This is a genomic window from Streptomyces montanus (assembly GCF_005786655.1).
Taxonomy (GTDB): domain Bacteria; phylum Actinomycetota; class Actinomycetes; order Streptomycetales; family Streptomycetaceae; genus Streptomyces; species Streptomyces sporangiiformans.
In genome coordinates, this window is record NZ_VBZC01000048.1 from 22,277 (window position 1) to 45,201 (window position 22,925).

19 protein-coding genes are annotated in these 22,925 nt (G+C 70.2%); 3 read left to right on the top strand and 16 right to left on the bottom strand.

The window, feature by feature from the left end; genetic code table 11:
* Window positions 1-7: 7 nt before the first annotated feature.
* From FE633_RS33690 to FE633_RS33700, 3 genes are all read right to left on the bottom strand, one after another.
* Window positions 8-1,195, bottom strand: coding sequence for a dipeptidase (locus FE633_RS33690; RefSeq protein ID WP_171060223.1), 1,188 nt, complete (start codon window positions 1,193-1,195; stop codon window positions 8-10).
* A gap of 75 nt (window positions 1,196-1,270) precedes the next feature.
* Window positions 1,271-1,825, bottom strand: a complete 555-nt coding sequence (purE, locus tag FE633_RS33695) for a 5-(carboxyamino)imidazole ribonucleotide mutase (RefSeq protein ID WP_138048970.1) — start codon at window positions 1,823-1,825, stop codon at window positions 1,271-1,273.
* Window positions 1,822-2,961: a 5-(carboxyamino)imidazole ribonucleotide synthase gene (locus FE633_RS33700; protein WP_171060224.1), complete on the bottom strand. Its 1,140-nt coding sequence runs from the start codon at window positions 2,959-2,961 to the stop codon at window positions 1,822-1,824. Before FE633_RS33700 ends, purE begins: the two co-directional genes overlap by 4 nt.
* A gap of 194 nt (window positions 2,962-3,155) precedes the next feature.
* Here FE633_RS33700 and FE633_RS33705 point away from each other — a divergent pair, with 194 nt between their 5' ends.
* Window positions 3,156-3,707, top strand: coding sequence for a GtrA family protein (locus FE633_RS33705; RefSeq protein WP_138048972.1), 552 nt, complete (start codon window positions 3,156-3,158; stop codon window positions 3,705-3,707).
* 83 nt (window positions 3,708-3,790) lie between these two features.
* Here FE633_RS33705 and FE633_RS33710 read toward each other — a convergent pair whose 3' ends face one another.
* From FE633_RS33710 to FE633_RS33745, 8 genes are all read right to left on the bottom strand, one after another.
* Complete coding sequence (locus tag FE633_RS33710; protein WP_138048973.1) at window positions 3,791-5,065, bottom strand: ATP-binding protein; 1,275 nt, start codon at window positions 5,063-5,065, stop codon at window positions 3,791-3,793.
* A gap of 140 nt (window positions 5,066-5,205) precedes the next feature.
* On the bottom strand, window positions 5,206-5,883 hold the full coding sequence (locus tag FE633_RS33715; protein ID WP_138048974.1) for a response regulator transcription factor: 678 nt from the start codon (window positions 5,881-5,883) through the stop codon (window positions 5,206-5,208).
* A 489-nt stretch (window positions 5,884-6,372) separates the two neighbouring features.
* Window positions 6,373-7,692, bottom strand: coding sequence for a hypothetical protein (locus FE633_RS33720; protein ID WP_171060229.1), 1,320 nt, complete (start codon window positions 7,690-7,692; stop codon window positions 6,373-6,375).
* Window positions 7,693-7,760: 68 nt separating this feature from the next.
* Window positions 7,761-8,954, bottom strand: coding sequence for a hypothetical protein (locus FE633_RS33725; protein WP_171060230.1), 1,194 nt, complete (start codon window positions 8,952-8,954; stop codon window positions 7,761-7,763).
* Window positions 8,955-8,956: 2 nt separating this feature from the next.
* Complete coding sequence (locus FE633_RS33730) at window positions 8,957-9,943, bottom strand: COG1470 family protein (RefSeq protein WP_425473263.1); 987 nt, start codon at window positions 9,941-9,943, stop codon at window positions 8,957-8,959.
* Window positions 9,944-9,986: 43 nt separating this feature from the next.
* The gene (locus FE633_RS33735) at window positions 9,987-10,694 is read right to left on the bottom strand and encodes an LPXTG cell wall anchor domain-containing protein (RefSeq protein ID WP_138048977.1); all 708 of its coding nucleotides are present in this window, start codon (window positions 10,692-10,694) and stop codon (window positions 9,987-9,989) included.
* Between the two features lie 192 nt (window positions 10,695-10,886).
* Entirely contained in the window at window positions 10,887-11,399 is a 513-nt protein-coding gene (locus FE633_RS33740; protein ID WP_138048978.1) for an ATP-binding protein, read from the bottom strand.
* Window positions 11,400-11,637: 238 nt separating this feature from the next.
* Entirely contained in the window at window positions 11,638-12,006 is a 369-nt protein-coding gene (locus tag FE633_RS33745) for an STAS domain-containing protein (RefSeq protein ID WP_138048979.1), read from the bottom strand.
* A 251-nt stretch (window positions 12,007-12,257) separates the two neighbouring features.
* Here FE633_RS33745 and FE633_RS33750 point away from each other — a divergent pair, with 251 nt between their 5' ends.
* Complete coding sequence (locus tag FE633_RS33750) at window positions 12,258-13,154, top strand: RNA polymerase sigma factor SigF (RefSeq protein WP_119102759.1); 897 nt, start codon at window positions 12,258-12,260, stop codon at window positions 13,152-13,154.
* Window positions 13,155-13,436: 282 nt separating this feature from the next.
* Window positions 13,437-15,047 carry an RICIN domain-containing protein gene (locus tag FE633_RS33755; protein ID WP_138048980.1) on the top strand — a complete coding sequence of 537 codons (1,611 nt, stop codon included), beginning with the start codon at window positions 13,437-13,439 and terminating at the stop codon, window positions 15,045-15,047.
* Between the two features lie 25 nt (window positions 15,048-15,072).
* Here the strand turns inward: FE633_RS33755 and FE633_RS33760 are convergent, their stop codons facing one another.
* From FE633_RS33760 to FE633_RS33780, 5 genes are all read right to left on the bottom strand, one after another.
* Window positions 15,073-17,076, bottom strand: coding sequence for a dynamin family protein (locus FE633_RS33760; RefSeq protein ID WP_171060225.1), 2,004 nt, complete (start codon window positions 17,074-17,076; stop codon window positions 15,073-15,075).
* 104 nt (window positions 17,077-17,180) lie between these two features.
* Window positions 17,181-18,998: a GTPase gene (locus FE633_RS33765; protein ID WP_171060226.1), complete on the bottom strand. Its 1,818-nt coding sequence runs from the start codon at window positions 18,996-18,998 to the stop codon at window positions 17,181-17,183.
* 131 nt (window positions 18,999-19,129) lie between these two features.
* On the bottom strand, window positions 19,130-20,317 hold the full coding sequence (hutI, locus tag FE633_RS33770) for an imidazolonepropionase (protein ID WP_138048982.1): 1,188 nt from the start codon (window positions 20,315-20,317) through the stop codon (window positions 19,130-19,132).
* Between the two features lie 53 nt (window positions 20,318-20,370).
* Window positions 20,371-21,720 (bottom strand): formimidoylglutamate deiminase, encoded by a 1,350-nt coding sequence (locus FE633_RS33775; protein WP_138048983.1) that lies wholly within the window; start codon window positions 21,718-21,720, stop codon window positions 20,371-20,373.
* Window positions 21,717-22,922 carry an allantoate amidohydrolase gene (locus FE633_RS33780; protein ID WP_138049006.1) on the bottom strand — a complete coding sequence of 402 codons (1,206 nt, stop codon included), beginning with the start codon at window positions 22,920-22,922 and terminating at the stop codon, window positions 21,717-21,719. Before FE633_RS33780 ends, FE633_RS33775 begins: the two co-directional genes overlap by 4 nt.
* Window positions 22,923-22,925: the final 3 nt, after the last annotated feature.

Consider the following 22,925-nt stretch of genomic DNA (forward strand, 5'->3'; position numbering starts at 1 on the left):
ACAGCCGCTACTGGCCGTCCAGTTGCTCCAGCGTCGCGTTCGACGGGCCCCTGCGCGACCGCTCGTCGCGTGCCACGTCCTCCGCCGCCCCGAGGACCCGTACCGCGTTCCGCCAGGTCAGCTTGGCGAGGTCGGACGTCGACCAGCCGCGGTCCAGGAGCTCGGCGATGAGGTTCGGGTAGCCCGAGACGTCGTTCAGGCCGTCCGGGGTGAAGGCCGTACCGTCGTAGTCGCCGCCGATGCCGATGTGGTCGATTCCGGCCACCTCGCGCATGTGGTCCAGGTGGTCGGCGACCGTCGCCACCGTGGCGACGGGGCGCGGATGCGACTCCTCGAAGGCGCGGTGGACCTTCATCGCCTCCGACGTGGTGTCCAGTGGGTGGAAGCCGTGCTCGCGCATGTTCTCGTCCGCCGCGGCCGTCCAGTCGACGGCCGCCTGCAGCACGAACTTCGGCACGAACGTCACCATCGCCACGCCACCGTTGCCCGGCAGGCGCTCCAGCACGTCGTCCGGGATGTTGCGCGGGTGGTCGCACACCGCGCGCGCGGAGGAGTGGGAGAAGAGCACGGGCGCGACGGACGTGTCCAGCGCGTCCCGCATCGTCGTCGCCGCGACGTGCGAGAGATCCACGAGCATGCCCTCGCGGTTCATCTCTCGCACCACCTCACGGCCGAAGGCCGACAGGCCGCCCACACCCGGCTCGTCCGTCGCGGAGTCCGCCCAGGCGATGTTGTCGTTGTGCGTCAGGGTCATGTAGCGCACGCCCAGCGCGTACAGCGCCCGCAGCGTCGCCAGCGAGTCGGCGATCGAGTGGCCGCCCTCCGCGCCCATCAGCGACGCGATACGGCCTTCGCCCCGCGCCGCCTCCATGTCACCGGCCGTCAGCGCGGCCCGCAGGTCGGCGGGATAGCGCGCGAGCAACTGCCGTACGCAGTCGATCTGTTCGAGCGTCGCGCTGACCGCGGCGTCGCCCGCCAGGTCCGAGCGGACGTACACCGACCAGAACTGCGCACCGACTCCGCCCTCGCGCAGCCGCGGCAGGTCCGTGTGCAGGTGTGCGTTCTGGTGGCCGGCGATGTCACGCGCGTCCAGGTCGTAGCGGACCTGCTGGCGCAGCGCCCAGGGGAGGTCGTTGTGCCCGTCGACGACCGGGAACTCCCGCAGCAGTTCCCGGGCCTCGTCCAGCGACGTCATCGGTGCCATTTCCCTGTCCCCCTGGTTGTCGTCGTTTCCCTACCGCTCCTGGCTCGCCTGCCGCTCCGGGTTCTCCTACTTCCCCGAGCCGAAGCCGAAGCCGCCCGCCGCGCCCTCGACCTTGGCGCGCAGCCGCTTGCCCTTCTCCGTCGCCTGTTCGTTCAGCTCCTGCTGGAACTCCCGCATCCGGCCGAGGAGTTCCTCGTCGTGGGAGGCGAGGATGCGGGCCGCGAGCAGGCCCGCGTTCCGCGCGCCGGCCACGGAGACCGTGGCGACCGGCACTCCCGCGGGCATCTGGACGATGGACAGCAGCGAGTCCATGCCGTCCAGGTACTTCAGCGGCACCGGCACACCGATCACGGGGAGCGGGGTGACGGAGGCGAGCATGCCCGGCAGATGGGCGGCCCCGCCCGCACCAGCGATGATCACCTTGAGGCCGCGCTCGGCCGCCTCCTCGCCGTACGCGATCATCTCGCGCGGCATCCGGTGCGCGGAGACGACATCGACCTCGTAGGGGATCTCGAACTCGCCGAGGGCCTCGGCCGCGGCCTCCATGACGGGCCAGTCGGAGTCCGAGCCCATGACGATGCCGACGGCGGGAGACTGTGACGGCTCTGCCGAGGTGCTCATTCGGTGATCGTCCCTCTCAGGTATGCGGCTGCGTGACGGGCGCGGTCGAGCACGTCGGCCAGGTCGTCGCCGTAGGTGTTGACATGGCCGACCTTACGGCCGGGCTTCACGTCCTTGCCGTACATGTGGATCTTGAGCTGCGGGTCGCGGGCCATGCAGTGCAGGTACGCGGAGTACATGTCGGGGAAGTCGCCGCCGAGGACGTTCACCATGACCGTCCACCCGGCGCGCGGGCGCGGGTCGCCGAGGGGGAGGTCCAGGACCGCGCGCACATGGTTGGCGAACTGCGAGGTGATCGCGCCGTCCTGGGACCAGTGGCCGGAGTTGTGGGGGCGCATGGCCAGTTCGTTGACGAGGACGCGGCCGTCGCGGGTCTCGAAGAGCTCGACGGCGAGGTGGCCGACGACACCGAGTTCCTTGGCTATGCGCAGGGCGAGTTGCTCGGCGTGAAGCGCCCGCTCCTCGGGGAGGTCCGGGGCCGGTGCGATCACCGTGTCGCAGACGCCGTCGACCTGCCGTGACTCGACGACGGGGTACGCGACGGCCTGGTCGTGGGGCGAGCGGACGACGTTCGCGGCGAGTTCGCGTACGAAGTCGACCTTCTCCTCGGCCAGCACGGGGACACCGGCCCGGAAGGGCTCCGCGGCCTCCTCGACGGAGCTCACGAACCACACCCCCTTGCCGTCATAGCCGCCGCGGACCGTCTTGAGGATCACGGGGAAGCCGTCGCCCTCGGCGGCGAACGCGGCCACGTCCTGCGGATCGCTCACGATCCTGTGGCGGGGACACGGCACACCGATCGCGTCGAGCTTCGCGCGCATCACGCCCTTGTCCTGGGCGTGCACGAGCGCGTCGGGGCCCGGGCGTACGGGGATGCCGTCCGCCTCCAGGGCCCGGAGGTGCTCGGTGGGGACGTGTTCGTGGTCGAAAGTGATCACGTCACAGTCCCGCGCGAAGTCACGCAGCGTGTCGAGGTCGCGATAGTCGCCGACGACGACATCGCTGACGACCTGCGCCGCGGAATCCTGGGGAGTGTCACTGAGGAGCTTGAATCTGATGCCGAGCGGGATGCCCGCCTCGTGTGTCATACGAGCGAGCTGGCCCCCGCCGACCATGCCGACTACCGGGAACGTCACGCACCCAGGGTAACGGCCGCGTGGGGGCGCCTTTGCAGCACGCATGGTCATTCACATTTCCGCATACTCGTCACAGCGTGGCCACATCTCATGGGCGTGCCCGGACATGCCGACGACCGGCTGGTTAGCATGGCTGGGTCGGCGAAGTTCGACGACGTTGGCGTTATCCGACGAGACGGGGGCTGAGCGACACGATGGGCAACGGTGGTTCACGTGGGGCACCTGGGGCGTCTGGGGCGCTTCCCGGCCCCTTGCGCAAGCGGATCGACCGTCTGACGCGGGAGATCGCCAAGTTCGGGGCGGTCGGCGGGGCAGGTCTGCTCGTCAACCTCCTGGTGTTCAACCTGGTACGGAGCGTCACGGATCTGCAGGTCGTGCGGGCCAGTGTGATCGCCACACTCGTCGCGATCTTCTCCAACTACCTCGGGTTCCGCTACTTCACGTACCGTGACCGCGACAAGAGCCGCCGCACCAAGGAGCTCTCGCTCTTCCTGCTGTTCAGCGCGGTGGGCCTGGTGATCGAGAACGGCGTTCTGTACGTCGCCACCTACGGCCTCGGCTTCGACAGCCATCTGCAGACCAACATCTTCAAGTTCGTCGGCATCGGCATCGCGACCCTGTTCCGCTTCTGGTCCTACCGCACCTGGGTCTTCCGCACGCTCCCGGGCCGCGAGGCCGTGGCCGACGCGGAATCGTTCCTGGAGGAGGGACGACGGCAGCCACGGCCCGCCCAGCGGGTCCCCTGAGCCGTCACCTCATGGCCCAAGAGCGGGTCCAGGGCCTTTCCTGACCCTGATCCGCCGGACAGGGTCTACAGGGCATACAGGGCCTAGCGGATCGTGGGCTCCGGCGCCTCCCCCATCGGCCGCTTGACCGGCGAGCGCGACAGGAACAGGCCGAAGACCGGGGGCTGGGTCTGGAGCATTTCGAGGCGACCGCCGTCGGCCTCCGCGAGATCGCGGGCCACGGCGAGGCCGATGCCCGTCGAATTGTGGCCGCTGATGGCGCGCTCGAAGATGCGGGCCCCGAGGTCGGCCGGGACGCCCTGGCCCTCGTCGGTCACCTCGATCACCGCCTGGTTGCCGATGACGCGGGTGCGCAGGGCGACCGTGCCGCCGCCGTGCATGAGCGAGTTCTCGATCAGAGCGGCCAGGACCTGGGCCACCGCGCCAGGGGTGGCCACGGCCCGCAGATGGCGTTTGCCGGAGCTGACGATGGCCCGGCCGGCACTGCGGTAGGCCGGACGCCATTCCGCCAGCTGTTGCTGGATGACCTCGTCCAGGTCGAAGGTGACGGCGGAGCCGGTGCGAGGGTCCCGGGAGTTGGTGAGGAGCCGCTCGACCACGTCCGTGAGGCGCTCCACCTGGGCGAGCGCGATGGTCGCCTCCTCCTTCACCGTGTCCGGGTCGTCGGTGAGGGTGATCTCCTCCAGGCGCATGGACAGCGCCGTGAGGGGCGTACGGAGCTGGTGGGAGGCGTCGGCGGCCAGCCTGCGCTCGGCCGTGAGCATCCGGGCGATGCGCTCGGCGGAGCCGTCCAGCACATCCGCGACCCGGTCCAGCTCCGGCACCCCGTACCGCTTGTGGCGGGGCCGCGGATCCCCGGAGCCGAGCCGCTCGGCGGTCTCCGCGAGGTCGGTGAGCGGGGAGGCGAGCCGGTTGGCCTGGCGTACCGCGAGCAGTACGGCGGCGATCACCGCGAGCAGCGCGACCGCCGCGATGATCAGGAGCGTACGGGCGACCTCGCGTGTGACGGCGGAACGCGACTCCTCGACGGTGACCTTCTCCCCCTCCCCGCCGTCGGCGGTGTACCGGATGACGTCACCGGTGGGCTGGGTGCCGATCTCGATCGGGGCCTGGTCCGGGAGGTCGATGCGCGCGTAGCGCTCGTCCCCGACCTGGTCCGCGAGGATCTCGGCGCTGATGCGCTCATGGCCGATGATCCGGCCGTCGACGATGCTCGCCAGCCGCACCGCCTCCGAGTTCACACGCTCCTGGGCGCCGGTGCTGACCGTGCGGGTCTCGACGATGACGAGCGAGACGCCGAACACGGCGATCACGACCAGCACGACGGCCAGGGTGGAGTTGATGAGACGGCGACGCACGGGGCCCTCCGGGCGGGGGCGGATTGCTTGATGTGGACCAGTGTGCCTCGGCGCCCCGCTTCCCCGGCCGGCGCGCCCATCGCTGTCCGGAGATCAGCTTCGGCTCCGCGGAGCTCTCAGCTCTTCTCGAAGCGGAGCGCTCAGCTCTTCTCGAAGCGGAAGCCGACCCCGCGCACCGTGGCGATGTAGCGCGGGTTCGCCGCGTCGTCGCCGAGCTTCTTCCTGAGCCAGGAGATGTGCATGTCCAGAGTCTTGGTGGACGACCACCACGTGGTGTCCCAGACCTCGCGCATCAGCTGGTCTCGGGTGACGACCCGGCCCGCGTCCCGCACCAGCACCCGCAGGAGGTCGAACTCCTTGGCCGTGAGCTGGAGCTCCTCGTCGCCCATCCAGGCGCGGTGCGACTCGACGTCGATGCGCACACCGTGCGTGGCGGGCGGCTGCTGGGGCTCGGCGGCGCCGCGCCGGAGCAGAGCCCGCACGCGGGCGAGCAGCTCGGCGAGGCGGAACGGCTTGGTGACGTAGTCGTCGGCACCCGCGTCGAGGCCGACCACGGTGTCCACCTCGTCGGCACGAGCGGTCAGAATGAGGATCGGCACCGCGTGGCCTTCGGCGCGGAGCCGCCGGGCCACTTCCAGTCCGTCCATACCGGGCAGCCCGAGGTCGAGCACGACCAGATCGACGCCGCCCTGAATGCCGGCGTCGAGCGCGGTGGGTCCGTCCTCGCGTACCTCAACCTCGTACCCTTCCCGGCGCAGGGCGCGGGCCAGCGGCTCCGAGATGGACGCATCGTCCTCGGCGAGCAGTACACGGGTCATGGAGTGATGGTAGACCGCCTCGGACGCACGTCGGAGGGATGATCAGCAACTGTGATGTGCCCCTGCGACTTGGGGGTGTGATCCTGTGTATGACCTTGGAGTGCGGGGTCGCGGTTGCGCTTCCACCTGTGATTCGCGCCTCATGTCGTTTTATATACGGCATTCCTGTGCCGTATGGTGACTGGACGCCTGTAGCAACACACGGTGGCCTTCGGCGAGCACCTGACGCCGAGGGTCTCTTTTGTGTGCGGGCTGGTGATCGCCGGCCTGGAAAGGAACGACCCCAGCAAGGAACGACCATGGCGTCCAGCCTGACGAAGGACTCGGCCGCACCGGGCACCCCCGGTTCCGAGAAGACCGGGCGACGCCACGACGGGTCTGCTCTCCACCGCGGGCGTCGACCTCAACAAGATGGGCGACGTCCGTTGACGTCGCGCCTCGCGTATGAGGGCCGCCGCACCGCTGGGTGCGGCGGCCCTTCGGTGTCGGTCAGCGCAGGCGGCGGCGTGGCATGAAGGTGAACACCGCTCCGCCCAGCAGGATCGTCGTGCCCGCGAGGAGGCCGAGTGCCCGCAGCAGGCCGTTGTCGTCGGAGCCCGTGTCCGCGAGGCCGCCGCCCGAGGAGGACGAGCCCGAGCCCGACGTGCCGGAACCGGAGCCGGAGCCGGAACCCGAGCCACCCGCGGCACCGCCCGGCTGGGACGTGGTGTCCAGGGTCAGGGAGACCTGGCTCTTGGCCGGTGTGCAGGTCGTCGTCGTGCCGAGGGCCTTCACCGTGAGGACGCCCGGCGAGAGCGTCGACTCGCCGTCCGCGCCCGGTTTGTACGTGCCCGTCAGATCGGGCACCTCGATCGGCTCGCCGGACTTGATCGGCTCCGAGTTGGTCGGGCCCTCCACATGCACCGTGCCCTTGTCCGCGCCGCCCAGTACGACCTCCATCGACGGCTTCACGGAGTCCTTCGGAATGTACGCGGGGCTGTCCATGACCGACTTCTTGAACTGGACCGTGAGATCGAAACTCCCGCCGTCCTTCTTGGCGTTGATCTGCACGGGAGAGGTCGCGTTCTTGTCGCCGATCGGCGTCTTGCACTCGTACGGGATCTGGACTTCCTTGCCCGTGAAATCGGTCTGTCCGCCACCGGAGCCGCCGGAGTCCGACGACCCTCCGCCGCTGCCCCCGGCGTTTCCTCCCGACGCGCTCTGGGACGGAGAGGAAGGCGGAGCCGTCCCGGTTGGCACCTCCGTCGGCACCCCTGTGGGCACCCCTGTCGGCAGCCCGCCCGTCGTGCCCCCGGAGCCTCCCCCGCTCACTTTGATCGTCGCCGCCGGCTTCACCGTCTCCTTCGGCGAGCACTTGGTGTCCGCGGACACCGGCTTGCTGACGTTGACGTTGTACGCGTCCGGGGTCAGCGTGACCTCGCCGGCCGCCGTCAGCTTCAGCTTGCCCTTCATGGCGGACAGCTTCATGTCGCTGTTCTTCGGGATGGCGGGGTTCTCCCGCGGCCCTTGCATGGCGATGTCCCCGGTCTGCGCGCCGGCCGCCTTGAGCGTCCCGGTCGGCTGGACCGTGTCCTTCTCCAGGTCGATGATGTCGGGGTTCTTGGCGGCGGCCTGGACGAACTTCCAGGTGATCTCCACCTCGTCCCCGACCTTCGCCTCGGCGGGCGCGCTGATCTCCACCTTCGTCGTGCCCTGCACCGGGTCCATCTGCGAGATCGGGGGCGGTATGCACTCGGTCCGGTACGCCACCTCGGCCGCCTGGGCGGGCGCCGCGGCCACGCCGAGCAGGATGCCCGCACCGCCGAGCATCAGCGCGACTCCGGCCGCGCTCGCTCTGCGGCCGCGGGCGTCTTCCGGCCGGACTCTCCGTTGCGTGCTCACGTGGTTCCCTTCCTGCTCGGAGTCGTCGGACTGTTCTCTTGCGGTGCGGAGAGCTGACCGGCCTCGGTGCCCGGATCGGTGTCCGGGGTGAACCAGGGCAAGGTCGGGGCCGTACGCGAACGCGTACGGGTACTACTGCTGGTGCTGCTGGAGTCGGAGCCTGAGCCGGAGTCGGCGTCAGCGCCCGTCGACGGAAGGCTCAACTTCGGCAGCCGCACGGTGACCTCGGGCAGCCGCAGACTCCGGCGCCGGCCGGCGTGCCCGCCACGCCCCGTCCGCCCGCCGCTCCTTCCGGCCCGCCCGGACGACCTGCTCGGCCGTACGCGGTCCACCACGGCCATCCCGATCCGGAACACCGCGGCCGGTACGACGACGCAGAGCAGGATCCAGAAGAGCGTCACACCCCAGGGGCGCCCGACGCCCCACGGCTGTTCGGCGAGCACCTTGCCGCCGAACTTCAGCGAGACCGTGTAGTCGCCGTGCGCGCCGGCCGACAGCTCGACCGGCAGTTTGATCCGCGCCTTCCTGCCGGGCTCGATGGTGCCGCGCCACTGCTGTTCCTCCCACTGCGGGGCGAACACGCCGTGGGAGGTGCCGATGTGGAAGACGGGGTCCTTGACGGCGGTGGAGCCGACGTTGCCGACGGTGAAGACGAACTCGCGGGACGGCGGCGCGCCGAACCAGGTCAGCAGGCCACTCGACCCGTCGAGCCGCGTGTCGGTGAGCACCGAGAGCCGCCCGCCCGTCTCCTCCTTCGGCAGTGGCTCGACCTCGTGCCCGGCGACCAGGAATGCGGTGTCCGCCGCTGCCTTCGCCCCGGTCGCGGTCGCGACGTGCACGACGCACGGGCACGGCTCGGGCGGCTCGGTGACAGGCAGCTTCTTGCTGAACGCACCCTTCGCGTCGGTGGTGACGGTCCGGCCGTCCGCGTTGGCGCACGAGTTGGTGCCGCCGATCACGCCCCGGTCGGGCGACGACTGACCGCAGATCAGCATCATCAGCACTGTGTCCGGCCGCCATCCGGTGCCGTTCACGGTGATCGAGCCACCCGTCCCCGCCTGCGACTTGGACAACTTGACGGCCGGCTTGTCCGCCGCGACCGCCGGCCCGCCGGCCAGGACCAGGGCCAGGGGCAGCAGTAGCGAGGCGAGGACCGCCGCCAACGCCGGAATCCGCACCGCGCCGCTCACGCTCACGTCACCGCTCCCGTCAACTCGACTTCCGTACGGCCGCTCCCACCGGGCTCCCCGGACTCGCCGCGCTCACCGGGCTTCTCCTCGGTGCGCCTTCGACGTCGTACGAGCCCATAGGCGCCACCCGCACACAGCGCGAACCCGCCCGCCGCCGCCCCTGCGACCGCCCCCCACGGCACGAACCGTGCCGACGCGCCCGCCTCGTCGTGCGCCCCGCCCGCCGCACTGACCGTGAGCCGCACGTCGACCGAGTCGAGCGCGGGCCGGTCGGGCCAGGGTTCGCTGAGGGTGACGCGACGGCCGGGGAGCAGTTCGAGGGGCAGGGTGCGCGGGGCGCGGTCGAGCACCTCGCCGAACAGTCCGTCGGCGCGCACGGCGAGCCTCGACTCCAGCACGGTGTTGCCGCGGTTGACCAGTTCGTACGAGATACGGCCGTCCCGTACGGCCACGTGCTCGACCGTGAGCGCGGACAGGGTCGGGCCGCCGACCCGCAGTTGGACACGTACGGCTGCGGACCGGTCGCCGCCGCTCGCGACGATCGCGCCCGGGTGGTCGCCTGGAGTGGCCCCCTCGGGGACGCTCACGGTGAACGGGACGTCAGCTCGGGTGCGCGCGGGCACCTTCACCGTCCGCTCGGCGAAGGTGATCCAGGCCCCGGTGTCCGTCGGCCTCGCCCTCAGCGCGAACCCGCCGCCCTTCTCGCTGTTGTCGGGGTCCGCGCCACGCAGCCGTACGGTCAGCGGCTTCCTGCCCGGGTTGATCACCGACACCGTGTCCTGCAGGACCGAGCCGGGCACTCCCTCCGCGTAGAAGTACGGCCGCCCCTCCTGCGCCGACCGGCCTCCGCCGCCCGTGGACGGCACGACGGACCATCTGTCGTCGGCCACGGCGGTCGGCGCGACGCCGAGCACGACAACGGCTGCCGCGGCTGTAGCTGCGGCTGTGGCCGTGGCTGCGAGACGAAGGACACGGGCGGCGGACGGCACGGACGTCACGGGCGGCTCCTGATGCGCGTGCGGAAAGGGCGGATCAGCGCGCCGCCTGATGCCTCCGGGTCAGCCACAGCACCCCGGCCACGCCCGCGAGCAGTACCGTGCCGCCGAGCGTGCCGAGAGCGATCGCCGAGTCCTCGGGGCCGGTCTGCGGCAACTCCTCACCACCGGCGGGTGTGCCGCCCTGCGTGCCGCTTTCGGTGGAACCTGACGAGCCGCCGCCACCTGCGGCCGTCACGTCGAGGCTCAGCGCAGGCCCCGGGTTGTTGCCGGGCGTGCAGGTGGTCGTCGTACCGAGCGCCTTGATGGTGAGCACGCCCGGCGTGAAGGTGACCTTGCCGGTCTTCGACGGCGTGTACGTGCCGCTCAGGTCGCTGATCTTGATGGGGGTGTTGGCGGGGATGGCCGCGTCGTTGGCCGGTCCCTTCACCGTGAGCGTGCCGCTCTCGGCGCCGCCGAGCTTGATGGTGGCGCTCGGGTTCATCGAGCCCTTGCCCAGTTCCACCGGGCTGGACGAGACGCCCTTCTGCCAGGACATGGTGATCTTGTAGCCGCTGCCGCTCTTGGCGCTCTTGATGTCGATGGGCGAGACGGCGGACTTGTCGCCGATCGGCGTCTTGCAGTTGTACTTGACGTCCACGACGTCGGCCTGGGCTGCGGGGGCGGCCATCAGCACCGCCGAGCCGGCCAGGGCCGCGGCGAACGCGAGCGCGGCGGTTCGTTTCTGGTACGTCCGGTATGACACGGTCCCCTCATTCCTGACGGCACATCAGATCGGCCGTCAAGGTACGCCCGGGGCCTTGTAGAGGGAAGACAAAGGACGCGCCGGATCCTGATCGGTCCGACGCGTAGAAAGCGCGCACGAAGAAGGTTTGAAACCGGCGGCGCCCTGCCCCTGTGCGGCTGCGCCGCGCGACGGGGAACGGTCGCTTTCCGCCTATGCGGGCGCGCCGAGCTCCGCCCACACCGTCTTGCCGGCGACCCCGGGGTCCCGGAAAACCCCCCAGTCCAGGCACAATCGCTGCACGATGAACATCCCGTGGCCGCCGGGACGCCCGGCGCGGTGCGGGGTGCGCGGGGCGGGCTGACCGGTGCCCCGGTCGGAGACCTCGACGCGGAGCACCTTGTTGTCACAGGCGATCCACAGCTGGTCCGGGCCTTCGGCGTGCAGGCAGGCGTTGGTGACGAGTTCGGAGACGACCAGCAGTACATCCTCGGCGGCGGCGCGCCGGTCGGCGGTCGCGGCGGGCAGCCAGCCCCACGCGTACAGCGCCTCGCGGGCGAAGTCGCGGGCGAGGGGGACGACACCGCTCGCGCCGACGAGGCTCAGCCGACGGGCCTGGCGGGCGGCAGGGTGCGCGGCCCCGCCGTCTCGGGCCACCCCGCACGCCCCGTCGGCGCCCGACTCCGGGCCGCGGTCGCCCGGCGAGTAAGGCCGGGTGGTGCTCATCAGCGCTTCACCTCACCGATTCACCAGTTCAAGGTTCAGGACGTTCAGAAAGCTCAGGACACTCGGGATCCGGGACTGCCGCGCGCTTGCCGTTCGGTCTGTTGACATATTCAGGATGTCTCCTGCCCGAGCGAACCGTCAGAACACCCACTTATTCGGCACGGACGCTGTGACGCTGGTAACGCCTCGGTCACACAGAGACAACCGAGCCATAACTCTGCACGATGACCTCGGTCACCTAGTCGGCCAGGGCCGCTTCGAGCGTGTCGTGCACGGTGAAAACCGCGTCCGCCCCGGTGATCTCGAAGACCCTGGCGACCACCGGCAGCATCCCGGCCAGATGAACTCCGCCACCCGCGGCCTCGGCTTTCAGCCGGGCGCCGAGCAGGACGTTCAGGCCGGTGGAGTCGCAGAACTCCAGCCGCGAACAGTCCACGACGAGGCGCGCGAACCCGCGGTCGAGGTAACCCTCGATCGGCTCGCGCAACAGATCGGCCGTATGGTGATCCAACTCACCCACCGGGATCACGACGGCACTGGGGCCCTCTTCCCGCACCTCGACCAGAAGCCGGCCCGACTGTGCGCTGCCGACCGTCCCGCGGTCCATGCCGTCTCTCTCTTCCGACCGTCGTGGCTGTTGCTTGACGCCCTCGAACACTACGCCTTCTCTACGACCTCAGACACCTGAACAACCGCCCGGAAACGGACATTTCGCCGCTAAGCGCACTTGCGGCGACCTTGCGAAAGCGGGTAGGGCTAGTAGGGACACAAATCGAAACGGCCGGCTTTGGAGGCGCCGCACACCGCAGTGCACGTATTGGCATCGGCGGCCATATGCCGAGAACGATGGAGGACATCATGTCACCCCGGCTCGACGCATCGCATACCCCCCGAGCGACGTCGACACCCGCTCCAGAACACGCGCACCTCATCGAGGACGAACTCGACGTGCTCGCCGGACTTCCGGAGATCCCCCCGTACGACGAGGTGGGGCCGGTGGACGCACGGGCCCTGTCCAAGACCCTCTTCGAGCGGCTGGAGTCCCTGGAAGAAGGCACGCACGAGTACTCCTACGTACGCAACACACTCGTCGAACTGAACCTCGCTCTGGTGAAGTTCGCCGCCTCTCGGTTCCGCTCGCGCAGCGAGCCGATGGAGGACATCATCCAGGTCGGCACCATCGGCCTGATCAAGGCGATCGACCGCTTCGAGCTCAGCCGAGGCGTGGAGTTCCCGACCTTCGCGATGCCGACCATCGTCGGTGAGATCAAGCGGTTCTTCCGCGATACCAGTTGGTCGGTGCGTGTCCCTCGCAGACTCCAGGAACTCCGACTCGACCTGGCCAAGGCCGGCGACGAACTCGCGCAGCAGCTGGACCGCGCTCCGACAGTGGGAGAGCTGGCGGAACGTCTGGGGCTGTCGAACGACGAGGTCGTCGAGGGAATGGCCGCGTCCAACGCGTACACGGCATCCTCGCTGGATGCCCAGCCCGAGGAGGACGATTCCGAGGGCGCCTTGGCCGACCGCATCGGCTACGAGGACCACGGTCTTGAGGGCATCGAGTACGTCGAGTCGCTGAAGCCCCTGATCGCGGACCTCCCGTCCCGCGACCGGAAGATCCTGTCCCTTCGCTTCGTCGCCAACATGACCCAGTCGGAGATAGGCGACGAGCTGGGCATCTCGCAGATGCACGTGTCGCGTCTGTTGTCGCGAACGCTGGTGCGGTTGCGCAAGGGTCTGACTGTCGAAGAGTGATCCCCGACGTTTTGGTGCCGGGAATCGTCGATGGCGCTCGTCCGAGGTCCTGCCGAGCAGGACTCGACGAGCGCCATCTCTGTTTTCGGCCGCGGTCCGGTCGTGGCTGGTCGCGTAGTTCCCCGCGCCCCTGAAAGGGCGTACCCCGACCCGCCGATGGGGAGCGCGCCGCGTCAACCAGGCTTGTGCTGCTGGTGATTACTGGGGGAAACCCCTACCCCCACTGGTCTCCTTCCACCACTATGGGCAACCCCCTCAACGTGGGCGCAAGGAGGCGCGGGGATGGCTCGGGCGGAGTGGACCGATGAGGACAACCCGGGAGCAGGGCCGCACGCGACGGCGCCCGACGCACGGCTCACCACCCTGATACGCGCCGACACCTCCACCGCGTACCCGGCACTGCGCGAACTGCGCCGGCGCCACCGACCCGCCGTCCTGGCGTACGCGCGGCTGTGCGCCGTGGACGAGCCCGCCGCACGCCGGCTCACGGCCCAGGCGTTCGCCCTCGCGGCCCGCGAGACGGCACGGGGCGTCGAACCGCGCGGCCCCTGGCGGCACCAACTCCTCCTGATCGTCACGCGCGTGGCCGCGGCGTGGGCCACGGACGACCGGGGCCACCGGCTCGACCCGGGCCTGCTCGCCCGCCTGCGCGCAACGGACGCCGACAGCCCCGTACCGCCGATGCTCGCCGCGTTCCACAGCCTCCCGACCCGCGTTCAGGGCATCGTCTGGTACGGCCTCGTGGACGAGGAACCCGACGCCGGGGCGGCCGTCTTCCTCGGGTTCACACCCCAAGACGTGGAGTACGGCGAGGAGTCGGCGTTCCAGACGCTGCGTCAGGCCTGTCTGCGGGTACGGCTGCCCCGTTCCGGCGATCCACGGTGCCAGGACTTCCGCCGGCTGATCGAAGAGGCCGTACGCCCCGAACATCCCCGGTACGGGATGGACCTGGACGCCCACATGGCGGTCTGCTCCGCCTGCGCCACCGCGTACGAGGAACAGTGCGCGCTGCGGGACACTCCGCGCACCGCACTGGCCGACGGACTGCTGATCTGGGGCGGCGCCGCCTACGTCACGGACAGATCCGTCACATCACGGCCCGCTTCACGGAGATCCCGGACCGCCGTGGTCGCCGCCGCGGCGACCACGGCGACCACGGCGACCTGGTGGCCCTCACGGCGCTTCGCCCTCGCCTCCGCCGCCCTGGGCGTCGCCGTGGCGCCACTCCTGGTGTACCTGCTCTCGTCGAGCGGTGCGGACCCGCAGCGCGCCGCCAACTCCGTACCCACACCCGCGCAGCCCCCCGCGGTGACGGTGACCGCGACGGTCTCGGCGACATCGTCCCCGTCACCCTCCCCCACCCGCACCACCAAGTCGCCCGAGCCGACGACGACTTCGAAGCCCTCGGATCCCACGAGCTCCCCGAAACCGTCCACGACCCCGCGCCCGTCACCCCCGGCCGACAACCTCCCCAAACCCCATCCGCCCAACAGCCGCTACGCCCAAGTCGTCAACGTCGACTCCGGGCTGTGCCTGGACATCCACGACGGCGACCTCCGGCTCGGCACCGATGTCGTGATGGCCCGCTGCGAGGCGTCCCGAACCCAGATGTGGCGGGTCGACGCCGACCGCGACGTCGTCCAGTCGTACGCCGACCCCGACTACTGCCTGGACAGCCGCGGTGCCACGGACCGGGGCGTCGGCATCTGGGAGTGCCGGTCGGTCGACGGCCCCAACGGCACGAACCTCCGGTTCACCGTGGACGAGAGCGGCGCGCTCCGCCCCGCCATCGCCCCGGACCACGCGGTCACCCCGTTCGGCGACCGTCTCGCCCTGGCTCCGGCACAGGGGCGCGACGACCAGCGGTGGAAGGCGGGCGCGAGGCCTGCCTGACACCAGTGGTTCAGCGGTCCGGGATTCAGCGTTCCGGGTGCAGAGGCGCTATGAGCTCGATGAGCTCCATGTCCACCTGGGTGAGATCTTTGTCCAGGGCGTCGAGGAGCCTGCGCTGCTCCTCCACCGCCGTCTGGTCACCCTGCAGTTCCACTATGTTGCGCGCTCCGGTGAGCAGGGTGGTGAGCCGTGACTCCAGTTGATGGTCGATGACGTCGGGGAGGTCCTGGATGTGCGACGTGTACTGATCGGCGTACGCCTGCGCGATCTCGGCCCGCTCCTCCGCCACGGCGTCGGCGAACATCTGGACCGCGTTGTCCCGGAGCCGCCTGCGCGCGATGACCTTCGCCGTCGCCACGATGCTTCCGGCGGTGAGGCCGATGGGCACCAGGACCCAGCCGAGCAGGCCGGATGCCGCGAGGCCCGCGATCGCCGCGCCGCCCACTCCGGTCTGGACGGTGGCCTGGCCGAAGTTCGACCACGACAGCAGGGGTGAGGTCCGTGCCAGTACACGGTCCGGGACGTGCGCGCTCATCGAACGCAGCCAGCGGCGCAGTTCCTCGTCCGGAATCTCCGTACTGGTGCGGGCGAGCGTCTGCTGCAGGTGTCCGAGGTCGTCGGAGTAGGTCCGCAGCATCGGCATGAGGAGGTCGATCAGCTGTTGCTGGCGAGCGTCGAGATACGCGGCGAGATCGGTCGACGCGAAGTCCAGGATCGACTTCTGCAGAGTGATCTCGAGACGTCCCTTGATCGTGTCGATGGCGTCCTCCCAGCGCCGGGACGCCTTGAACGAGGCGAGCCGTACCTTGAGGGGCTCACGCATGTCCCGACCCCAGGACGGGATGTCCTCCGCGACCCTCGTGAGGTGACCTTCCATCGCGCGCCGGATGCCTTCCGAGGTGTCGGCACACCATTGCTCGACAACCTGACGGATCTGGTCACGCGATTGCAGAAGGGTCTGCTCGAGGCCGCGCTGGGCGTTCAGGTCCTTGGCGAGCTGGTCCACATCGCGTGCGAGCAGCGCGCGCCGTTCGCTGATGCTGTCGCGCAGCAGAACGATCTCCCGGCGCAGGAAGTCCGCCGGCTTGAGCAGTTTCACGCGGGCCCGCTCGGTGCGGCAGAAGGCGAGCAGCGCCTCGCGCAGGGCGTCCACGCCGTCCGCGGACTCGTCCACGCGTTCCGCGCCGCCCAGGCGATCCAGGTAGTCGGCCGCGCTGACGAAGAAGAGCCGCTCGGCGACGTTGGACGTGTGCTCGGACGCGATCTGGCGGCAGCGACGCCTGACGTCGTCGCGGTCGGAGTTCTTGCGGATGATGTCCATCTGGTTGACGACGAAGAAGAGGTCCTCGAACCCCATCCGTTTCATCAGCGTCAGGTAGTGGGACTGCTCACGGTCCTTGAAGCTGCCCCGTGCGAGGGTGACGAAGATGACGGCGTCGGCCTGCGGGAGGAAGTGGAGGGTCACCCGTTCGCGGGCGGGGTTCTCGTTCGTACCGGCCGAGTCGATGAGCTCCACGCCGTCCGCGAGCATCGGCAGCGGCGCACGGAGTTCTCCCATGACATAGGGGCTGTCCCGCAGTATGTCGTCGGCGTCGAACTGAAGCTCCACGGCCTGCCGGAACTCGTTGATGCCGACGGTCTCCGGCCTGATCCTGTGGGGATACTCCAAGTCCCGGAAGAGGAAGGCCTGTTCCCTCTCTCCGTGGGTGAGCACGGTGGTGAACGCCGTGGTCGGATTCTCCTTCGTGGGCAGCAGCTCCCGCTTTATCAGAGCGTTGATGAGGGTGCTTTTGCCGCTGCTGAAGTCACCGAACACCATGATGCGGAACGAGGAGTGCAGCAGGGCCTTCGTCGTCGCTTCGAGACGGTCCGTGATCTCCGGGTCGAGGGCATCGCCCAGATGCGCGCGCAGTGCCGATTCGACCCGTCCGACCTTCTGGAAGAAGGAGGCGAGACGGTCACGCCGGTTCACCCATGTCGTCTGCGGTTCCATGGCTGCCGGGCGCGCTTGCTCGTCTGTTGGGGACATCTGTTCTCCGCGGGAGGTTGGGAGCGGGAGAGCTTGGGGGAACGGGAGATGCGGGAGGGAAAGCGGGAAAAGCGGTCGCGGTGCGGGCAAGTCGGCGGAAGCGGTCAGGAGGCGGACGGTTCCGCTCGTACGATCCGGATCTCCTCGGCCAGTGCGAGGGCCTGGCTCCGGATGTCTCGCCACTCGGCGCCCCCGTCCACGGTGAGAGCCTCTGCCTGCCTGTTCCACCAGTCGTCCGAGGACGACTCGAGGAGATCCGCGCAGCGCCGGTAGACGGTGTCGATCTCGGCGCGGAAAGAGCCGAGGCAGGCGTCGAACGCGTCCTGCACCGCGTCGGGCACATGGGCGATGGCCACATCCCGGCGCGCGGCCACGGACCGGTCGGCGAGTTTCTGCTCGACGAAGACGAGCGGGGCGGTCACCACCCGGGCGACCGGCAGGGCGCTGAAGGCGAGGTTCAGCGCCAGGTCCAGCACCGCGCCCGTTCCTTCGAACAGCAGCCGAAGCCGTGCGTGGGCGCGGGAAGCCGGTGTCAGCCCGTCCGGTATCGGCGCGTCGACGTCGGCCGCCAGCGCCGCCTCTACGTCCATGTCGTCCAGCAGTGCGAGGTAGGCGTCGACGTCGTGTTCGATGCCGGACTCGACGCCCGACCCGCTGCCCGGCCCGCTGCCCGACTCGTGTTCCAGCGCTTCGCTCAGGCGGTCGAAGGCCGCCACCACGGCCGCGCGCAGGCTGCTGCGGGCCGTGCTCAGCGCGAGGTTGGCGAAGTCCGCGAGTTCCGTGCGCAGCGCGAAGGGGATGTGGCTGTCCCACACGGCCAGGGGATCCTGGTGCGTGCGTATGGTCTGTTCCAGCAGGGCGACGGCTTTCGTGCGGGCGCGCCGCGCCTCTTCCCGGATCTCTTCGTGGGCGGCTTCGGCGGCGGTGAGCAACTCGTGCCGGGCCGAGGTCCATGCCGCGCTGAACACCAGCCGTTCCCTCTCCAGGGCGTTCTGCCGTGCCGCCCTCTCGGCCTGGGCGAGGCTTTCGTCGGCCAGGCCGTCCAAGGCCATCCTGGCGATCGCGTGCACGGTGTTCCTGAGGCTTTCGGTCAGCCGCTGCATGCGCAGGGGCAGCAGCTGGGCACCGCTGCCCGCGCTCTGCAGTGCCTCACGGATGCCCTGGCGCAGGGCCTGATCGGTCCTGGGGTCGCCCGTGCCGGTCGGCGCGGTGAGTACCGCGCAGCCCGGCGCGATGTCTCCGGCGAGCCGTCGAATCCGGCGGAGTACGTCCTCCGTCTGCCCCTTGACCTGGTCGGTCATGGTGACCACCACCATCAACGCCTGCACGGCGGAGGAGTCGACCAGGTTCTTGAGGATCGCCTGGTCCGTGCGAGGCAGGGGCTGGGTCGCCGAAGTGACCAGCACGACGACGTCACAGCCCGCGAGGGCGTGGTCGACGACCTGCTGGACGTCCTTGGCCGCGACGGCCCTTCTTCCCTCGAACAAGCCGGAGGATCCGAGGCCCGCGAACCTCTCGTCGGCCTCCACGTCGATGCCGGGCATGTCCACGAGTTCGAGACGCTCGTCGACCAGCCAGGAATGGTCGCACGGGACAGTGATCCAGGCCGGGCCGACCGGACCGGCGTCGTCGGCCGAACTCGGGCGCAGGAGATGGCATCGCGTGGTGGTCGGCACCTCGCCGGTGTCCAGCACGTCCTGCCCGATCAACTGGTTGATCAGATGCGACTTTCCGACGCATGTCCTGCCGACGAAGCCGATCCGGCGTGTGGGCTTGGACAGGCGCGTGACGAGCGTGTCGAGTGCGGTGGCCGTGGTGCCGAGCCCCGCCCTCCTGGCCAACGCTCCGACCCGCGCCGCGAGTTCGAGCCATTCCCCACCCGGATCGCCCGACCTGTGCGAAGGACCGGTGTGTGTGCTCACAGACAACCCCCGTTGTGCTCACGCCTCTTGCCGTGACGGGCAACGATAGCGAGAACAGTGAGCACCGGGCCAAGTGCGCAGCGTGAGGGAATTGTGCTCGGGCTGTTGTTCAGAATTCTGCAGGCAGTTGCTCAGGCCTCCCGGACCCCGCGCCGCCACACCTGGCTGACCAGCGGTACGCCCGGGCGGTACGCCAGGTGGACATGGCTCGGGGCGTCGAGGAGCGCCAGGTCGGCGTAGGCGCCAGGGGTGAGGCGGCCGATGTCCGTACGGCGGAGCGCTGCCGCGCCGCCGGCTGTCGCCGACCAGAGGGCCTCGTCCGGGGTCATCCTCATGTCCCGCACCGCGAGGGCGATGCAGAACGGGACGGAGGACGTGAAGGACGAGCCCGGGTTGCAGTCGGTGGAGAGGGCGACCGTGGCGCCTGCGTCGAGGAGACGGCGGGCGTCGGGCCACTCGGCGCGGGTGGAGAACTCGGCGCCCGGCAGGAGGGTGGCCACCGTCGAGCTGTTCGCGAGGGCGTCCACGTCGGCGTCCGTGAGGTGCGTGCAGTGGTCGGCGCTCGCCGCGTCCAGTTCGACCGCGAGCCGGACGCCGGGGCCGTACGAGAGCTGGTTGGCGTGGACGCGCGGGTGCAGTCCCTTCGCCTTGCCGGCCGTCAGGATCGCGCGGGCCTGGTCGCCGTCGAAGGCGCCCTTCTCGCAGAAGACGTCGATCCAACGGGCGTACGGGGCGCAGGCGTCGAGCATCTCGCCGGTGACGAGGGCGACGTACTCCGCGGGGCCGGCGGGGTCGTCGGCGAGGTCGGGGCTGACGATGTGCGCGCCGAGGTAGGTCACCTCGTCGGTGTGGCGGGCGGCGATGCGCAGGGCGCGGGCCTCGTCCTCGACGGTCAGGCCGTAGCCCGACTTCGTCTCCAGCGTGGTGGTGCCCTGGCGGAGGGCTTCGGCGAGGTAGTGCGTGAGGTTCCGCTCCAGTTCCTCGTCCGTCGCGGCGCGGGTCGCGGCGACGGTCGTACGGATGCCGCCCGCGCTGTAGGCCCGGCCTGACATACGGGCGTTGAACTCCTGTGTGCGGTCGCCCGCGAAGACCAGGTGCGAGTGGGAGTCGACGAAGCCCGGGATGACCGCCCGGCCGCCGGCGTCGACCCGATTGTCAGTGGCGGGTGCTTTGCTTGATTCACCGGTCCACGCGATGCGGTCGCCGTCGATGACGACGGCCGCGTCCTGGATCAGACCGAGGGGGGATCCGTCACCGAGGGAGGGGTCGTTGGTGACCAGGGCGGCGATGTTGGTGATGACGGTGGTCGTGCTGCTCATGGCGTCCTCGGGGGCGTGGGGGCTGGGGGCGGTCGGTGTCAGGCGCGCGGGGCTCAGGCGCGCAGGGCTTCGACGGCGTCCGCGAGCGCTGACGGCACATCGGGGACACGCGTGTGCGCCCCGTCGCGTACGACGTGACGGCCGGCCACGACCGTATGGCGTACGTCCGCGGCCGTCGCGGCGAATACGGCGGTCTCGGCGCCGAGGCGTGGCAGCGGTCCCGCTGTTCTGACCGAGTCGAGGGCGATGGTGGTGAAGTCGGCCAGGGCGCCGGGCTCCAGGATGCCCGCCCGGTCCCAGCCGAGGGCCGCGTGGCCGTCGGCGGTGGCAGCGCGCAGGAGTGCGGCCGCCGTCCAGTGACCGCGGGTGCGGGTGCGCAGGCGCTCGTTCAGCTCCATCGCGCGCGCCTCTTCGAGCAGGTCGATGACGGCGTGGCTGTCAGAGCCGAGGGAGAGCGGCGAGCCTGCTTTCTGCAGGGCTGCGGCGGGCCCGATGCCGTCGGCGAGATCGCGTTCGGTGGTCGGGCACATGCAGGTGCCGGTCTCGGAGTCGCCGAGCAGCATGATGTCCTCGGCCGTGAGATGGGTGCTGTGGACGGCCGTGGTGCGCGGGCCGAGCACGCCGTGGTCGGCGAGCAGCCGGGTGGGGGTGCAGCCGTGCGCGGCCCGGCAGGCGTCGTTCTCCGCCGTCTGCTCGGACAGGTGCACATGGAGCGGGGCCCGCCGTTCCTCGGCCCATCGCGCCACCGTCGCCAACTGCCGTGCGGGCACGGCCCGTACGGAGTGGATGGCCGCACCGATCCGCGCGTGATCCCGTTCCTTGAGAACTGAACAGCGTTCCGCCCAGGCCTCCGCCGTGCCGTCACAGAAGCGGAGCTGGTGCCGGTTCGGGGGCTTCCCGCTGTGCTCGTTCACGATGGCGGAGGAGAGGTAGGCGGTGTCGAGGAGCGTGATGCGGATGCCCGCGTCCGCCGCGGCCTCGATCAGCGCCTCACCCATCGCGTTCGGGTCGGCGTACGGGGTGCCGCCGGGTGCGTGGTGGACGTAGTGGAACTCGCCGACCGCCGTGACACCGGCCAGCGCCATCTCGGCGTACACCGCGCGAGCGAGCGCGTGGTACGTCTCCGGGGTCAGCCGGTCGGCGAAGGAGTACATGACCTCACGCCACGTCCAGAAGGTCCCGGATCCGACCTGGACGGTGCCGCGCAGGGCGCGGTGGAAGGCGTGGCTGTGGGCGTTGGCGAGGCCGGGAATGGTCAGGCCGCGGAGGACTTCGGCGCCGGGCGGTGGGGTGTCCACGCCCTTGCGGACGACCGCGATCCTGCCGTCCGCGACCTCGACGGCCACGCCCGGCTCGACGAACGAGTCGAGCCAGGCATGCTCCAGCCAGTACGTCTGCGTCACCTGCGGGTCAGCCCTTCCAGTACGTCGGCGAGTGCGATCACCCCGGCCACACAGTCGTCCTCGGCGGCGTACTCGGCCGGGGAGTGCGAGACGCCGGTGGGGTTGCGTACGAACAGCATGGCGGTGGGGACCGAGCCGGAGAGGATCCCGGCGTCGTGTCCCGCACCGGTACCCAGGACGGGGACCTTCAGGCAATCGCTCGCGCCTTCCAGGATGCGGGCGATCTCGTCACGCAGGGCGTGCTCGAACTCGACGACGGGGGTGAACGACTCGCGGACGATGTCGAGTTCGACGCCATGGGCGTCGGCGTACTCGCGGGCCGCCTTCTCGATGCCGGTGACGACGGTGTCGAGGGTCGCCTGGTCGGCCGCGCGCGAGTCGAGCCAGCCGCGCACGAGAGAGGGGATGGCGTTCACACCGTTCGGCTCGACCGAGATCTTGCCGAAGGTGGCGACGGCGCCCGCGAGCCGGGCCTCCCGCCGGGCGGCGAGAACGGTCTCGGCGTACGAGAGCATCGGGTCGCGGCGGTCGACGAGGCGGGTCGTACCGGCGTGGTTGGCCTCGCCCCGGAAGTCGAACCGCCAGCGCCCGTGCGGCCAGATGGCGCTGGCGATACCGACCTGGTCCCCGGAGAGGTCGAGCGCACGCCCCTGCTCCACGTGCAGCTCGACGAAGGCCCCGATCCGGGCGAGCCGCTCCGGGTCCGGCCCGATGGCGGTCGGGTCGTACCCGGCACGCTCCATCGCCTGCGGCAGGCTGATCCCGTCGGCGTCGGTGAGCCGCCGCGCCTGCTCGATGCCGAGCTGCCCGGCACTGAGCCGGGACCCGACACAGGCAAGCCCGAACCGGGCACCTTCCTCGTCCCCGAAGTTGACGATGGCGAGCGGTTTGCCGAACTCGACGCCCCGGCCGCGGAGTTCGTCCAGCGCGGCGAAGGAGGACACGACACCGAGGGGCCCGTCGAAGGCACCTCCGTCGGGAACGGAGTCCAGATGGGACCCGGTGACGACGGCGTCCCCGGCTTCGGGGTCCCCGAGCCAGGCCCACTGATTGCCGTTCCGGTCCACCTCATAGGCCAGCCCGCGCCCCTCGGCCTGCGCCCGGAACCAGGCCCGGCATTCGATGTCGGCCTCGCTCCAGGCGAACCGCCGGTACCCACCGGAGTCGGGGTGCCGCCCGATGGGTTTCAGCTCCCGCCACATCTC

What these genes read in the sequence shown, in the direction of transcription:
- FE633_RS33755 (WP_138048980.1), top strand. Translation starts at nt 13,437, where the DNA reads ATGGCTCGGGCGGAGTGGACCGATGAGGACAACCCGGGAGCAGGGCCG.
- FE633_RS33690 (WP_171060223.1), bottom strand. Translation starts at nt 1,195, where the DNA reads ATGACGTCGCTGGACGAGGCCCGGGAACTGCTGCGGGAGTTCCCGGTC.
- purE (WP_138048970.1), bottom strand. Translation starts at nt 1,825, where the DNA reads ATGAGCACCTCGGCAGAGCCGTCACAGTCTCCCGCCGTCGGCATCGTC.
- FE633_RS33745 (WP_138048979.1), bottom strand. Translation starts at nt 12,006, where the DNA reads ATGGACCGCGGGACGGTCGGCAGCGCACAGTCGGGCCGGCTTCTGGTC.
- FE633_RS33760 (WP_171060225.1), bottom strand. Translation starts at nt 17,076, where the DNA reads ATGTCCCCAACAGACGAGCAAGCGCGCCCGGCAGCCATGGAACCGCAG.
- FE633_RS33715 (WP_138048974.1), bottom strand. Translation starts at nt 5,883, where the DNA reads ATGACCCGTGTACTGCTCGCCGAGGACGATGCGTCCATCTCGGAGCCG.
- hutI (WP_138048982.1), bottom strand. Translation starts at nt 20,317, where the DNA reads ATGAGCAGCACGACCACCGTCATCACCAACATCGCCGCCCTGGTCACC.
- FE633_RS33780 (WP_138049006.1), bottom strand. Translation starts at nt 22,922, where the DNA reads ATGTGGCGGGAGCTGAAACCCATCGGGCGGCACCCCGACTCCGGTGGG.
- FE633_RS33750 (WP_119102759.1), top strand. Translation starts at nt 12,258, where the DNA reads ATGTCACCCCGGCTCGACGCATCGCATACCCCCCGAGCGACGTCGACA.
- FE633_RS33720 (WP_171060229.1), bottom strand. Translation starts at nt 7,692, where the DNA reads ATGCTCGGCGGTGCGGGCATCCTGCTCGGCGTGGCCGCGGCGCCCGCC.
- FE633_RS33705 (WP_138048972.1), top strand. Translation starts at nt 3,156, where the DNA reads ATGGGCAACGGTGGTTCACGTGGGGCACCTGGGGCGTCTGGGGCGCTT.
- FE633_RS33740 (WP_138048978.1), bottom strand. Translation starts at nt 11,399, where the DNA reads ATGAGCACCACCCGGCCTTACTCGCCGGGCGACCGCGGCCCGGAGTCG.